Annotated in this window: 13 protein-coding genes and 1 rRNA gene; all 14 read left to right on the top strand. The window is 67.9% G+C overall.

Features of this window, described 5'->3' with window-relative positions; genetic code table 11:
- Positions 1-102 (top strand): 5S ribosomal RNA (gene rrf, locus ABLE94_RS25290); the annotation flags it as partial.
- A 601-nt stretch (positions 103-703) separates the two neighbouring features.
- Positions 704-2,704, top strand: coding sequence for an HAD-IIA family hydrolase (locus ABLE94_RS25285; protein ID WP_348810218.1), 2,001 nt, complete (start codon positions 704-706; stop codon positions 2,702-2,704).
- A 3-nt stretch (positions 2,705-2,707) separates the two neighbouring features.
- Positions 2,708-2,989 carry a hypothetical protein gene (locus tag ABLE94_RS25280; protein WP_348810217.1) on the top strand — a complete coding sequence of 94 codons (282 nt, stop codon included), beginning with the start codon at positions 2,708-2,710 and terminating at the stop codon, positions 2,987-2,989.
- Positions 2,990-3,000: 11 nt separating this feature from the next.
- Positions 3,001-3,924 carry a TlyA family RNA methyltransferase gene (locus ABLE94_RS25275; protein ID WP_348810216.1) on the top strand — a complete coding sequence of 308 codons (924 nt, stop codon included), beginning with the start codon at positions 3,001-3,003 and terminating at the stop codon, positions 3,922-3,924.
- A 42-nt stretch (positions 3,925-3,966) separates the two neighbouring features.
- Positions 3,967-5,010 (top strand): NAD kinase, encoded by a 1,044-nt coding sequence (locus tag ABLE94_RS25270; RefSeq protein ID WP_425476282.1) that lies wholly within the window; start codon positions 3,967-3,969, stop codon positions 5,008-5,010.
- Positions 5,011-6,756, top strand: a complete 1,746-nt coding sequence (recN, locus tag ABLE94_RS25265; protein WP_348810214.1) for a DNA repair protein RecN — start codon at positions 5,011-5,013, stop codon at positions 6,754-6,756. It abuts the gene before it with no gap.
- Between the two features lie 95 nt (positions 6,757-6,851).
- Positions 6,852-8,039, top strand: coding sequence for a putative cytokinetic ring protein SteA (gene steA, locus ABLE94_RS25260; protein WP_348805943.1), 1,188 nt, complete (start codon positions 6,852-6,854; stop codon positions 8,037-8,039).
- 3 nt (positions 8,040-8,042) lie between these two features.
- On the top strand, positions 8,043-8,987 hold the full coding sequence (locus ABLE94_RS25255; protein ID WP_348810213.1) for a copper transporter: 945 nt from the start codon (positions 8,043-8,045) through the stop codon (positions 8,985-8,987).
- Positions 8,988-9,144: 157 nt separating this feature from the next.
- A complete protein-coding gene (gene pyrG, locus ABLE94_RS25250) occupies positions 9,145-10,914 on the top strand; it encodes a CTP synthase (protein WP_348805941.1) in 1,770 nt (589 codons plus the stop codon).
- Positions 10,911-11,558: an NUDIX domain-containing protein gene (locus tag ABLE94_RS25245; protein ID WP_348805940.1), complete on the top strand. Its 648-nt coding sequence runs from the start codon at positions 10,911-10,913 to the stop codon at positions 11,556-11,558. Before pyrG ends, ABLE94_RS25245 begins: the two co-directional genes overlap by 4 nt.
- Before the next feature lie 28 nt (positions 11,559-11,586).
- A complete protein-coding gene (xerD, locus tag ABLE94_RS25240; RefSeq protein WP_348805939.1) occupies positions 11,587-12,516 on the top strand; it encodes a site-specific tyrosine recombinase XerD in 930 nt (309 codons plus the stop codon).
- Between the two features lie 136 nt (positions 12,517-12,652).
- A complete protein-coding gene (locus ABLE94_RS25235; RefSeq protein ID WP_348805938.1) occupies positions 12,653-13,618 on the top strand; it encodes a ParA family protein in 966 nt (321 codons plus the stop codon).
- Positions 13,615-14,502, top strand: coding sequence for a segregation and condensation protein A (locus ABLE94_RS25230; protein ID WP_348805937.1), 888 nt, complete (start codon positions 13,615-13,617; stop codon positions 14,500-14,502). The genes ABLE94_RS25235 and ABLE94_RS25230 overlap by 4 nt, the downstream gene beginning before the upstream one ends.
- Complete coding sequence (gene scpB / locus ABLE94_RS25225) at positions 14,499-15,290, top strand: SMC-Scp complex subunit ScpB (protein WP_348805936.1); 792 nt, start codon at positions 14,499-14,501, stop codon at positions 15,288-15,290. The genes ABLE94_RS25230 and scpB overlap by 4 nt, the downstream gene beginning before the upstream one ends.
- The last annotated feature ends 1 nt before the right edge of the window (position 15,291 follow it).

Here is a 15,291-nt window from a genome sequence, read left to right as displayed (position 1 = left end):
GGTGGGGAAACGCCCGGTCCCATTCCGAACCCGGAAGCTAAGCCCACCAGCGCCAATGGTACTGCACTCTGATCGGTGTGGGAGAGTAGGACACCGCCGAACTATCATTCCGGGATGCCCCGCAACACTCACGTGTTGCGGGGCATCACCGCATTCCGCACCCCCCTTTTTTCGGGGATGTTCACGCGCCGCCGTCACGCTCCCGCGGAACCTCCACGTTCACGCGCTCAGTGCACCGAGCGCGTGAGCATGCAGGCACCGCGTCGACGAACAGCATCCGCGCCACGGGTGAGCTTCACGCGGCAAGTCCACGTTCCCGCGGCGACCCCGTCTACGCGCGCTCATTGCACTGACCGCGTGAGCATGCAGGCACCGCGCCGGCAAGCAGACACCGCGTCGACGAACAGCACCCGCGGCACGCTGGGCTTCACGCGGCGCCCACTCGTTCCCGCGGTGCGTCCACGTTCACGCGCTCGGTGCACTGACCGCGCCGGCATGCGGGCACCGCGTCGACCAACAACACCCGCGCCACGCTGAGCTTCACGCGGGTTCTCCACGGTGACGCGGCGTCCCCACGTTCACGCGCTCGGTGCAGCGAGCGCGTGAACACGCAGGCCCCGCGTCGACGAACAGCACCCGCGCCGACGTCGACGATGCGGGGTCGGGTCGGCCGTGTGCGGGCCCAGGGCATAGATTGGCTTCCATGACTGACCGTGATCGCAATCGCGGCCGCCGCCCGCAACGTCAGGGTGGCTCCCCGCAACGCTCGGTGCCGTCGGATCGTCCGGCGGAGCCGGCGATTCCCGACGAGGTGAGCGCTTCGGATCTCGACTCCGAGACGCGGCGTGACCTGCTGACGCTCGACAAGTCGAATGCGGAAGCCGTTGCCCGTCACCTGGTGATGGTGGCAGACCTTCTCTACGAGGACCCGGCGCTTGCGCTCGAGCATGCGCGAGCGGCTCGTCGTCGTGCGACGCGGGTGGGTGTGGTGCGCGAAACCGCGGGCATCGCGGCGTACAACGCGGGCGAATGGCAGGAGGCGATCTCGGAGCTGCGGGCAGCTCGCCGGATCACCGGAAGCTCGTCGCTGCTGCCGCTGATCGCGGACGCGGAGCGAGGCCTGGGACGGCCGGAGCGTGCGATCGAGATCGCACGGAGTGACGAGGGACGCGCGCTGACCGGAGACGAGGCGACCGAATTGCGCATCGTCGAGGCCGGCGCCCGAACCGATCTTGGTGAGCCCGACAAGGCGCTGGTCACCTTGCAGTTGGAGGACCTCAGCCCGGGCCGTACCGGCACGGCAGCGGCGCGCGTCTTCTATGCGTATGCGTCGGCGCTCGAGGCCGCCGGACGGATCGACGATGCGATGACGTGGTTCATGAACGCATCTGCCGCCGACATCGACGACGCGACCGACGCCGAGTTCCGACTGATGGAGTTGTCGGTGGGTGGGGAGCCCGCCGAGGCGTCATCGGACGAGGTGTCACCGGACGAGACGGCGCTCGACAGGCCGGTGCTCGACGAACCGGTTCCCGACAAGCGTGACGAGTCGGCCCCTGACGAGTCCTCCGAAGATGGCGCGCCATTGGCGGCACTCGAGGCCGTCGAGGCCGACGATGAAGTGGCTGCACCCGCAGTCCCCGAGGTCGCAGAGCCGGAAGTCGAGACCCAGACCTCAGATCCGGTGCCAGTGTTGACCGATGTGTATGACGCACTGCTCCTCGACCTCGACGGCACCGTTTTCGCCGGGCACCGGCCGGTGGCCGGCGCCGTCGACACCCTCCGACAGGTCGATCGCACGACCATCTTCGTGACGAACAATGCGAGCCGTCGTCCCACGGAGGTCGCCGAGCACCTGGTGGGCATGGGATTCGACGCGACGCCCGATCAGGTGGTGACGAGTGCGCAATCGGCGGCTCGCCTGCTGTCCGAACACCTGGAACCCGGTTCTCGTGCCCTTGTTCTCGGCACGGACGGGTTGGCACAGGAGGTCCGCGAAGTCGGCATTGCGGTGACACGCAGCGCGGACGACCGGCCACTGGCCGTGATCCAGGGATACTCGCCGGACACGTCGTGGGCGACACTCTCGGAAGCGGCCCTTGCCATTCGGGCGGGTGCGCTGTGGATCGCGACCAATGTCGATGCGACGTTGCCGTCCGAGCGGGGGTTGCTCGTCGGGAACGGGTCCCTGGTCGCTGCGGTCGCGAACGCGACCGGGCAAGAACCGCTGGTGGCGGGCAAACCGGCGGCACCGCTGATGGCCGACGCGATCACGCGCAGCGCGGCGGACAAGCCTCTGGTGATCGGCGATCGCCTGGACACCGACATTCAGGGTGCGCATTCGGTCGGTCTGGACAGTTTGCTGGTCCTCACGGGCGTGAGTACCCCGACCGATCTGCTCTCGGCGCCTCCGCAGCAACGACCGACCTACGTCGCAGCCGACCTGTCGGGCGTCCTCGACGCGGTCGACACCGTGCGCATCTCCGCCAAGGACGCCTGGCGCGTCGCCCGCGACGGCAACACCGTGTCGGTCTCACCGACCACCGACGCCCCGGACTTCGGCGCATTGCTGCCGGCTCTTGCTGCGCAGGTGTGGGAGTGGGCCGATGCGGACGAGATCGATCTCACCGAACTGGTCGTCACCGGGACGTCGGATGCGGTGCGTACGGTGTTGGCAGAACTCGACTTCGACCACGAGGCGTAGATCATGACCGCACCGCACGATGGCCCGGTCACCGGCCCGATCACCGGACCGAGGCCGGGCCCGCACCTGATGCCCGGGGCCGCTGCGTCATCCGGCCCCGACGTCGACCCGGCACTCGCCGACGTCGTCACCGAGCAGGTCCACGATCTGCTCGGCCAGGTCGACGACATCCGCGAGCAGACCGGGGACTCCTTCGACCTCGTCGCACTGGCAAGGCAGACGCAGCTCCTCGAACAGGCTCACGAGGTGTTGACGTCGGCGTTGTCCGAGGTCGATCACCGGTGAGGTGCGACTGAGTGGCGGCACGGGCGCGTCTGGACGCCGAGCTGGTTCGTCGGGGTTTGGCCCGCTCTCGTGAGCAGGCCCGTGACCTCGTAGAGCAGCGGGTGATCAAGGTCAACGGCACGATCGCGACGAAACCGTCGACGAATGTCGGCAAGGACACCCCCATTGTGCTGGTGGACGATTCCGCTCGGGACGATTGGGCCTCGCGCGGGGCGCACAAACTGCTCGGTGCACTCGAGGCGTTCGAACCGCAGGGATTGTCGGTGACGGGTCGACGATGCCTGGATGCCGGTGCGTCGACCGGCGGCTTCACCGACGTCTTGCTACGGCGGGGTGCCCGCGAGGTCGTCGCCGTCGACGTCGGCTACGGACAACTGATCTGGCGTCTACAGAACGACGACCGGGTGGACATCCACGATCGGACCAACGTTCGTCACCTGTCCGCGGCGGACATCGGCGGTCCCGTCGACGTCGTCGTCGCCGACCTGTCGTTCATCTCGTTGTCGTTGGTGTTGCCGGCATTCGTGGCCTGCACCGCGCCTGGCGCCGATCTCGTGCCAATGGTCAAACCACAGTTCGAGGTGGGTAAGGATCGCGTGGGATCCGGTGGTGTGGTGCGTGATCCGGAACTACGCGTCGCGGCCGTTGCCAAGGTCGTCGCCGAGGCCCACCGACTCGGACTGACGCTGCGCGCGGTGACCGCGAGTCCGCTTCCGGGGCCGTCGGGCAACGTCGAGTACTTCCTCTGGTTGCGGCGAGGGGCGGAGGCGGAGTCGGGAAGCGACGTGTCAGACGGTCGGGATAGGGTCGGTAACCGTGTCGAATCGAACGCGGGTGAGGACACCGCGACCACCGGCGACGTCGACGGTGAGGCCGCGGTCGATGACGACCTCCTGCAGATGATTCGCCGGGCCGTCGAGGAGGGGCCGCGCTGATCGGCAAAGCCCATCGGCGCGTCCCAACTGCCAGACACCCCAATGCGTGAGACGAAGGGATACCAGGTGGTCAACGCTTCGGACGCCGGCCGGGAATTCCTGGTCGTCGCCCATACCGGCCGCGACGTCGTGACCGACACCATGATGTCGATCGCGCGGCACTGTGCCGCGGCCGGAGTGGCGCTGCGCGTGGTGGACCATGACACCCGGGTCGATCCGGATCCGGCGAGCGAGGCACGTGCCTACCCCCAGTCGGTGGCCGATGCGCACTCGATTCCCCGTCCCGAGCGCAATCCACTCGATCCCGACCGGCTGCGTGAGACCGGCGCCCGGGTCGAGGTGACCGTCGGTGACCTCGAATCGGCGCAGGGCTGTGAGATCGTGATCGTTCTGGGCGGCGACGGGACATTTCTTCGCGCCGCCGAATTGGCTCATCCGGCAGGTGTTCCGGTGCTCGGAATCAATCTCGGCCACATCGGATTCCTGGCGGAGGCCGAGGCCAACCGGGTTGATGCGGTCATGCAGCAACTCGTGTCCGGCGACTACCGGGTGGAACCCCGCATGACCCTCGACATCACCGTGATCGATCCCGCGTGTCCCGAAGAACCACCGCAGAAGAGTTGGGCGCTCAACGAGGTCGCAATCCTCAACAACACCAGCACCGGGGTTCTCGAACTCGTCACCGAGGTCGACGGACGGCCGGTGTCGGCGTTCGGTGCCGACGGGGTCCTGGTGTCCACACCCACCGGTTCGACGGCATACGCCTTCTCGGCCGGGGGACCGGTCATGTGGCCGGATCTCGAGGCGATCCTGGTGGTGCCGAGCAACGCACACGCCCTGTTCGCCCGCCCGATGGTGACCAGCCCACGGTCACGGATCGCCGTCGAGGTGGACAAGAACGGGCGGTCGGCGGTGGCGCTGTGCGACGGTCGGCGTCGTCTGCCGGTTCCGGCCGGTGCCCGCGTCGAGGTGGTGCGCAGCGAGCGATCGGTGCCGTGGGTGCGGATCGACTCCGATCCGTTCGCCGACCGGCTGGTACGCAAGTTCGACCTGCCGGTCACCGGCTGGCGGGGAAGGCAGATCTAGATGCTCGAGGAACTGTCCATCGCCGGCCTCGGCGTGATCGACGAGGCCGCGGCGCAACTGTCACCCGGATTCACCGCACTCACCGGTGAGACCGGAGCGGGCAAGACCATGATCGTCACCAGCCTCCGGTTGCTGTCCGGGGCGCGCGCCGACGCCGGCCGCATCCGATCCGGAAGCGAGCGGGCCACCGTCGAAGGACGATTCCGGGTCACCGGTACCGACGGTGAACCCTCGGCCGAGATCGCCGAACTCCTCGAGTCCTCGGGCGCCGAACTCGACGACGACGGGACCGTCATCGCGATCCGCACGGTCAACGCCGACGGCCGATCCCGCGCCCATCTCGGTGGCCGCTCGGTGCCGGTCGGTGTTCTCGGGAAGCTGGTGAACTCCGTGCTGACCGTGCACGGGCAGAACGATCAGCTCCGACTGCTGCGCCCGGACCGGCAGCGCGCCGCGCTGGACACCTTCGCCGGGGCCAAGGCCCACAAGGCGCTGGCCGCCTACCGCAGCGCACGCACCGAGTGGATCGACATCCTCGACGAACTCGACGAACTGCGCGCCAATTCCCGCGACCTCGCCCAGGAAGCGGATCGTCTGCGCTTCGGCATCGACGAGATCGGTGCTGTCGACCCGCAACCCGGCGAGGACACCGATCTCGCCGAGACGATCCGTCGGCTCACCGACCTCGAGTCGATCCGGTCGGCCGCATCCGGATCCCACGAGATCATCTCCGGGGAGTCCGGATCGGTGATCGAGGGTCTCGGGCAGGCGCGGTCGATGCTCGAGTCGGCCGCCGACGACGAACTGCGACGCCTGGCCGGGCGAGTTGCCGAGGCCCTCACCGTGGTCACCGACATCGGCGAGGAACTCACCGACTTTCTCTCCGCGCTGCCCACCGACGCCGACGCCCTCGACAAGCTGCTCACCCGGCAGAGTGAACTGAAGGCGCTGGTCCGCAAGTACGCGCCGGACATCGACGGTGTGATCGAGTGGCATCGGCAGGCGCAGAAACGACTCGAACAGATCGACGACCCGCAGGGCAGCATCGACGATCTCGAACAACGCGCGGCCCAGGCGCGCACCGTGGTCGCCGACGCCGCGGGCAAACTGCACACCATCCGCGTCAAGGCGGCCTCGACGATGGCGACCAAGGTGTCGAAGGAACTGGCCGGTCTCGCGATGGGAGACTCGGTGCTCTCGGTCGCCGTTGTCCCGGAACCCGCCGAGGCCGACGGTCGTCTGGCCATCGACGTCGACGGCAGTGTCGCGCAGGCCGGTGCCGACGGTGCCGACCGTGTCGAGTTCGCGCTCGTACCGCACAAGGGTGCGCAGCCACTACCGATCGCCACCTCGGCGTCGGGCGGCGAACTGTCGCGAGTGATGCTGGCTCTCGAGGTGGTGCTGGCCGAACCGACCTCGGGATCGGTCATGGTTTTCGACGAGGTCGACGCCGGCGTGGGTGGTCGTGCCGCGGTGGAGATCGGCCGTCGACTGGCTCGGCTCGCGAAGGCGCATCAGGTCATCGTCGTCACCCATCTTCCGCAGGTCGCCGCGTTCGCCGACAACCACCTCGTGATCGGCAAGAAATCGACAAAGGGGGCCGTCACGAGCACGGTGCGTGTGCTCGACCGCACCGACCGGATTGCCGAGCTCGCCAGAATGCTTGCGGGACTGGGGGAATCCGACACCGGAAAGGCACATGCGGAGGAACTTCTGTCTACCGCTGAGGCGGAAAGAGACTCTTGAGGTCAACGGTCCTGTTGATTCTCATGTGACAAAAGTTGTAGAAGTTACGGCGCGCCTCCCATCGAAGGCGGATGTCGCGGTCAATCATGGCGTGCATGAAGATGCCTGCACTGCTCGCGCGGACCACACAAGAACTGCCTGGCGTGATCGGTATCGCCAGAATCGACAAGAACACCAAGAAACTCATCGAACGGGTCGGGCCCGGGGACATCGCGATCCTCGACGAGGTCGACCTCGATCGCGTCACCGCCGACGCGCTCGTGCAGGCCAATGTCGTCGCCGTCGTCAATGCGTCGCCGTCGATCTCCGGTCGTTATCCCAATCTCGGCCCCGAGGTGCTCGTCGCGTCCGGGATCGTCCTGCTCGACGACGTGGGGCCCGAGGTGTTCAAGAAGGTCAAGGACGGCGCCAAACTGCGGGTGCACGACGATCGTCTGCTGGTCGGCGAGCGGCGCCTCGCCCGCGGCACCACGTTGGAGGAGCCCGACGTCGCCGATATGATGATCGACGCCAAGACCGGTCTCGTCGATCATCTGGAAGCCTTCTCCGGCAACACCATCGAGTTCATCCGCAGCGAGTCGCCGTTGCTGATCGACGGAGTCGGCGTTCCCGATGTGGATGTGTCCTTCGCCGGCAAGCATGTCGTGATCGTCGCCGACGGACCCGATCGGGGCACCGAACTGCGAGCGCTCAAACCGTTCATCAAGGAGTACTCGCCGATCCTGGTCGGTGTGGGCGCCGGCGCCGACACCCTCGTCAAGGCCGGATACAAGCCCGCCGTCGTGGTGGGTGACCCCGAGGACATGAAGGTCGCCACGCTCAAGAGCGGTGCCCAGGTGGTGCTGCCGGCCGACACCGACGGACATGCACCCGGCCTCGAACGGATCCAGGATCTCGGTATCGGCGCGACCACCTTCCCGGCGGCGGGGTCGGCCGCCGATCTGGCCCTGCTGCTGTCGGACTTCCACGGCGCCGATCTCATCGTGACCGCAGGCTACGGCGGTTCCCTCGACGACTTCTTCGACCGTTCGCGTCGCGAGAGCACGCCGTCGACCTTCCTCACCCGGCTGAAGGTCGGTCCGAAGCTGGTGGACGCCAAGGCCGTTGCCACTCTCTATCGCAGCCGCGTCTCCGGCGCGGCGATCGCCTGCGTCATCCTGGCCGCGCTCATCGCCGTCATCGCAGCGGTCATGCTGTCCAATGCCGGCCCGGAGGTCATCGATTGGGTTGTGGCCCAGTGGAATCACCTGGTGGAGTGGGCACGGGGAGTCTGGAACCGGTAGCCGATGATCTCGATGCGTCAGCACGCCATCTCCTTGGTGGCGGTGTTCATGGCCCTGGCACTGGGACTGTTCCTCGGCTCGGGCTTCGTCGGTGATCGCGTGAACTCTCTGAACGGGACCAGTCGCGACCGCATCGGCGATCTCGAACAGCAACGCGACTCGCTCAACGACCAGGTCAACTCCGCCAACAGCTTTGACGCGGCGATCGCCGCCCGGCTCATCGCCGGTCAATTGCGCGGACAGGATGTCCTGGTGGTGACCACGCCGAACGCGGCGGACTCCGACGTGACAGCGGTGAAGGAGTGCATCGCCACCGCCGGCGGCACCTTCGCCGGGCAGATCGGTATGACCGACACCCTCATCCGTGATGAGAAGGCCGAGCAGGTCCGCACCATCGTCGACCAGACGATCCCGGCCGGGACGACCCTGCGTGCCGAACTCACCGATACCGGCGGACGGGTGGGTGATCTGCTCGGCAGTCTCGTCACCCACCGCTCGGGTCAGCAGGCGGCGTCGGCGTCGGATCGGCAGACCGGTCTGCAGACGCTGCGCGACGGTGGATTCATCACCTTTGCCGACAACGCCATCCGGCCGGCCGATCTCGTGGTGTTCGTCACCGGCGACGCGCTCCCGGAGAACTCCGGCGCGCAGGGCCAACTCACCGCCCGCCTGGCCGCCGCGATGAGTGCCCGGGCTCAGGGTGGCACGCTCGTCGGCCGTACCGGGTCGGCCACCGGGGTGTCACCCATCGCGGTGGTGCGCTCGGATCCGGCGCTGCGCAACGCCGTCTCCACCGTCGACAACGTGGACCAACAGACCGGTCTGATCACCACGATCCTGGTGCTCGACGAGGAAAGTCAGGGGCACACCGGCTCCTATGGCACCGGTCCGGGTGCCACCGCGATCACCGTGGGCGCCCAGCCCGTCGACGCCCCGCCCGGAACCTGATCGCCCCATCCTCAGCGCATGGCGCCTCGGTCGCGACACACCGATCGTGGTGGGCGCGTCGGTGTGGTGGCGGGCGGATGCGTTCGGTGGTGTTACCCTGGAGTCCCGTAGGTGAGCAGGCTTTCATGACCTGATCCGGCCGACGGGAGAACCACTGTTGCGACCACTGCGCCATGTGCATTCGGGCACCAAACACATTTTTGTCACCGGCGGCGTCGCGTCGTCGCTTGGGAAGGGCCTGACCGCATCGAGTCTGGGTCAGTTGCTGACCGCTCGCGGTCTCCGGGTCACGATGCAGAAACTCGACCCCTACCTGAACGTCGATCCGGGGACGATGAACCCGTTCCAGCACGGTGAGGTGTTCGTCACCGAGGACGGCGCGGAAACCGATCTCGACGTCGGTCACTACGAGCGGTTCCTGGACCGCAACCTCTCCCAGTCGGCGAATGTGACCACCGGGCAGGTGTATTCGACCGTCATCGCCAAGGAACGGCGAGGCGAGTACCTCGGCGAGACGGTTCAGGTCATCCCGCACATCACCGACGAACTCAAGGCGCGGGTCCTCGCGATGCGTGAGCCCGGCGACGACGGTGAGGCGCCCGACGTGGTGATCACCGAGATCGGCGGCACCGTCGGCGACATCGAATCACTGCCGTTCATCGAGGCCGCCCGGCAGATCCGGCACGACGTCGGACGCGACAACGTGTTCTTCCTGCACGTGTCGCTGGTGCCCTATCTCGCACCGTCGGGCGAACTGAAGACCAAGCCCACCCAGCATTCGGTGGCCGCGCTGCGCAACGTCGGTATCCAGCCCGACGCACTCATCCTGCGCTGCGACCGTGACGTGCCCGAGGCGCTGAAGAAGAAGATCGCGCTGATGTGCGACGTGGACATCGAAGGTGTGATCTCGACCCCCGACGCACCGTCGATCTACGACATCCCCAAGGTGCTGCACAGTGAGCAGCTCGACGCGTACGTCGTGCGCAAACTGGGTCTGCCGTTCCGCGACGTCGACTGGACCGTGTGGGGCGAACTGCTCAACCGGGTCCACGATCCGCGTGAGACGGTGCGAATTGCCCTGGTGGGCAAGTACGTCGACCTCCCGGACGCCTACCTGTCGGTCACCGAGGCGATCCGTGCGGGGGGCTTCGCGTGGCGCGCCCGCACCGAGATCAAGTGGGTCCCCTCCGACGAATGCGCCACCCTCGCCGGTGCGCAGGCCGCCCTCGGCGACGTCGACGGCATCCTCATCCCCGGTGGCTTCGGCATCCGCGGCATCGAGGGCAAGGTCGGGGCGATCGCCTATGCGCGCCGTCGCGGCATCCCGCTGCTAGGGCTGTGCCTGGGACTGCAGTGCATCGTCATCGAGGCGGCCCGCTCGGTCGGTCTAGAGGGGGCGAGTTCGGATGAATTCGATCCCGACACCCCGCATCCGGTGATCTCGACGATGGCCGATCAGCACGAGGTGGTCTCGGGTGAGGCCGACCTCGGCGGCACCATGCGTCTGGGCGCCTACCCGGCGGTGCTGCTGCCGGGGACGCAGGTCGCCGAGGCCTACGGGGCCACCGAGGTGTCCGAACGTCACCGTCATCGCTACGAGGTCAACAACTCCTACCGCGACAAGATCGCCGAATCCGGGCTGGTGTTCTCCGGGACGTCGCCGGACGGGCATCTCGTCGAGTTCGTTGAGTATCCGCGTGAGGTGCACCCGTTCCTGGTGGCCACGCAGGCGCATCCCGAACTCAAGAGTCGACCCACCCGCCCGCACCCGCTGTTCCGGTCGTTCATCGACGCGGCCCTGAAATACAAAGCAGCCGAACGGCTTCCGGTGGAGCTCGGCGAGTACGGGTCACCGGCGCACACGGCCGATGCCGATTCCGCGGGTGTGGCGGCCGCCACCGGCGCCCACGGAGGCGACGGCGCTTGACCGAGGACAGCACCGTCGACGCGGGAACACACGAGTTCACCGTCCGCGACAGCCGCACCGTCTACGACGGCGCGATCCTGACCTTGCGGGTCGACGACGTGGTCATGCCCGGTGGCCGGGTCGCCGAGCGGGAGATCGTCGAACACTACGGTGCGGTGGCCGTCGTCGCCCGTGATGACTCCGGTCGTATCGCGATGGTCCGTCAGTATCGGCATCCGATCGGTCACCGGCTTCTCGAACTGCCGGCGGGATTGCTCGATCAGGGGGCTCAGGAGTCCCCGCTGGTCGCCGCGCAACGCGAGCTGGCCGAGGAGACCGACCTGGCCGCCGACCGCTGGCGAGTGCTGGTCGACCTGGACCTGTCACCGGGTTTCACCGACGAGGCGCTGCGTCTGTACCTCGCCGAGGGACTCACCGTCCTCGAGGCCGCCGACCGCGCCGACGAGGAGGCCGACATGTCGGTGGAGTGGGTGCCCATCGACGACGCCGTGCGCGGTGTGTTCGCGGGAGAGATCGTCAACGCGACGAGCGTGGCGGGCATCCTGGCGGTCGCCGCCGCCGACCGCGGGGACATCGCACTGCGGGACACCGGCGCGCCGTGGCGGGACGAACCGACCGCGCTGCGCAGCCGGCGGAGCCGATAGGACGACGGGCATCGAGGGGAGTGGGCGAGTGACCGGTGGGGTCGGGATCGACGACACCGTGGCGCGTTACCTCGATCATCTGACCGTCGAACGTGGCGTCGCGGCCAACACCCTGGCCTCCTATGGTCGCGACCTCGGTCGCTACCGGCGCTACCTGAGTGACCGCGGCATCGCCGATCTGGGCGAGGTGCGCGAGCAGGACGTCCGGGAGTTCCTGGTCGCACTGCGGCGCGGTGACGCACAGACGCACGATCAGCCGCTGGCGGAAAGCTCGGTGGCGCGAACCCTGGTGGCCACCAGGGGATTTCACAAGTTCGCCGCGGCCGAGGGGCTGGTGGGCGAGGACGTCGCCCACGGGGTACGACCACCGAGCCCGGCCCGCCGACTGCCCAAGGCGTTGTCGGTGACCGACGTGGTGGCAATCCTCGACGCCGCGGGTGCCGCCGATCACCCGCGAGCGCTACGTGATCGCGCGTTGCTGGAACTGCTCTACAGTTGCGGCGCGCGCATCTCCGAGGCGACCGCGCTGGACGTCGACGACATCGACACCGACACCCGTGCGGTGCGTCTGAGCGGCAAGGGCGGTAAGGAACGGGTGGTACCGGTCGGCGGTCCGGCGATCGACGCGCTCGATGCCTACCTGGTCCGCGGACGTCCCGCGCTGGTCAGTCGATCCCAGCCCGCGCTGTTCCTCAACGCGCGCGGCGGCCGGCTCACCCGGCAGGGCGCGTGGCAGGTTCTTGCGGCCGCCGCCGAGCGCGCCGGGCTCGACATCGCGGTCTCGCCGCACACCCTGCGGCACAGCTTCGCCACCCATCTGCTCGACGGGGGCGCCGACGTCCGGGTGGTGCAGGAGCTCCTCGGCCACGCGTCGGTGACCACCACACAGGTGTACACGCTGGTGACGGTCAACACGATGCGCGAGGTGTACGCCACCGCGCACCCGCGGGCGCGGTGAGCTCGGCCGAGTGCGGTGTGGAGATATCGACCCCGATCCACCGGCGATGCTCCGCGAGTTCATTCCGACGACACACTAGGCTTTGGTCAGGTCGCGTGATCCGGCCAGGCAGACGACAGAAAGGGGCGAGTCAGCGGTGAGCCTCTCCAGCCCCCGGCGATTTCACGCCCACTTCGAGGATCAATACAGTCTCGAGGTACCGACGGGCCCCGGCGCCGAGGAGCCGGATCACCCCGTGCCCCCACCGGTCTCGGAACAGGAGATCGGACCGACCGGCCGCCCCTACCGTCCGGTGCCGGAACCGGCCCCCCTCGAGACGCATGGACCGGCCACCGTCATCGCGGTCTGCAATCAGAAGGGCGGCGTCGGCAAGACCACGTCGACCATCAACCTCGGTGCCGCGCTGGCCGAGTACGGCCGGCGGGTACTTCTCGTCGATCTGGACCCGCAGGGTGCGCTGTCGGCAGGTCTGGGAGTTCCGCACCACGAACTCGAGGAGACCGTCTACAACCTGCTGGTTCCCCCGCACGCGCCGACCGACGAGGTGCTGATGCGGACGCGCGTGGACGGACTCGATCTGCTGCCGAGCAACATCGACCTGTCGGCCGCGGAGATCCAGCTGGTCACCGAGGTCGGCCGTGAACAGGCACTCGCACGGGCACTGCACCCGGTGCTCGACCGCTACGACATCGTCCTGATCGACTGCCAGCCATCGCTGGGTTTGCTCACCGTCAACGCGCTGGCCTGCGCCGACACCGTGCTCATCCCGATGGAATGCGAGTACTTCAGCCTGCGTGGGCTGGCGTTGCTCACCGACACCATCGAGAAGGTGCACGACCGTCTCAATGTGCGCCTCGACGTCGGCGGAATCCTGGTGACCATGTTCGATGCCCGGACGCTGCATTCCCGCGAGGTGATGGCGCGGGTGGTTGAGGTGTTCGGAGAGAAGGTCTACGACACCGTCATCGCGCGGACCGTCCGGTTCCCCGAAACCAGCGTCGCCGGTGAACCGATCACCTCGTGGGCGCCGAAATCCTCTGGTGCGCAGGCATATCGAGCACTGGCGCGAGAGGTCATCGCACGTAACGTCAAGCAGGCATGACCGAGCCGGTCGCGATGGTCGGCGCTGCGGCCGACAGGGCCGCCGATCCCGACGGTGCGGCGCCGGCGGTGGCAGAGGGGGAGGCCGCCGCCCCGGACACCGGCTTCCGGGTCCGATTGCGCAACTTCGAGGGCCCCTTCGATCTGCTGCTGAACCTGATCAGTCAGCATCGTCTCGACGTCACCGAGGTGGCGTTGCACGAGGTGACCGACGACTTCATCGCCTACACCCGGCAGATGGGTCCCGAACTCGGGCTGGAACAGACCACCGAGTTCCTGGTCGTGGCGGCCACCCTGCTCGATCTCAAGGCCGCCCGCCTGTTGCCGTCCGGCGAGGTCGACGATCCCGAGGATCTCGCGCTGCTCGAGGCCCGCGACCTGCTGTTCGCGCGACTGCTGCAATACCGGGCCTACAAGCAGGTCGCCGCGCTGTTCGGTGAACTCGAGGCCGCCGCCCTGCAGCGGTACCCGCGGGCGGTGTCACTGGAGGAGCGCTACGCCGACCTGCTGCCCGAGGTGACCCTCGGGGTGGACGCGGCCGGGTTCGCCGAAGTCGCCGCGGCTGCGCTTCGACCACGTCCGGTGCCCACCGTCGGTCTCGACCATCTGCACGACGTCCACTCGGTGTCGGTGCCCGCCCAGGCCACCCGTATGGCCGGATTGCTCGCCGGGGCAGCCGAATCGGGGCTGACATTTCGGGAGCTGACCGCGGACTGCGGCAGCGGTCTGGAGGTGGTCGGCAGTTTCCTCGCCCTGCTCGAACTGTTCCGGGAACGCGCCATCACCTTCGATCAGCCCGAGGCGCTGGGTGATCTGCGGGTGATCTGGTCGGGTGAGCGTGACGTGCACGACCTGAGTTTCGAGAGGGCGGAGGACTACGGATGACCGACACCGATGGTGATGTCGCGGGTGAGATCGGGCCGGGAATCGTCGAGCCCGGGGTTTCCGAGCCCGGGGCTACCGAACCCGGCCAGACGGAACTCGATGTCGTCGAAGGTGAGGGTGAGGCCCTTGATGACGACACCTTGCGTGCCGCGCTGGAAGCGTTGCTGCTGGTCATCGACACACCGGTGACCACCGACGAACTGGCCTCGGCGCTCGGCGCCACGCCCGCCCGGGTCCGCGAGCAACTGAACCGGATGTCCGCGGAGTTGACCGAGCGTCGCAGCGGGATCGATCTGCGGTTCGCCGGTGACGGTTGGCGGTTCTACACGCGCACCGATTTCGCCCCCTACGTCGAACGACTCCTGCTCGACGGGGCCCGATCCAAGCTGACGCGTGCGGCGTTGGAGACGCTCGCGGTGATCGCCTATCGGCAGCCCGTGTCGCGGGCCCGGGTCAGCGCCATCCGCGGGGTGAACGTCGACGGTGTGATCCGCACCTTGGTGGCCCGCGGCCTGATCAACGAGGTCGGCACCGATCCGCAGACGACGGCCACCACGTACGGCACCACGGAGTTGTTCCTCGAGCGACTCGGGTTGGCGTCGCTGTCGGAGCTGCCGGATCTGGCGCCGCTGCTGCCCGATGTCGACCTGATCGACGATCTCGACGAGGAACTCAACTCCGACCCCCGATTCGCCAAACTGGCGGGCAAGGCGTCAGACTCAGAGGGGGCCGTCGACGATGTGTCGTCCCCGGACCCCGTCGCAGATTCCAACGACACTCAGGACTGAG

The sequence above is a fragment of the Gordonia sp. VNK1 genome (assembly GCF_040049135.1).
Taxonomy (GTDB): domain Bacteria; phylum Actinomycetota; class Actinomycetes; order Mycobacteriales; family Mycobacteriaceae; genus Gordonia; species Gordonia oleivorans.
Note: the sequence above shows the minus strand (reverse complement) of the source record. Positions and strands in the feature narration are given on the sequence as shown.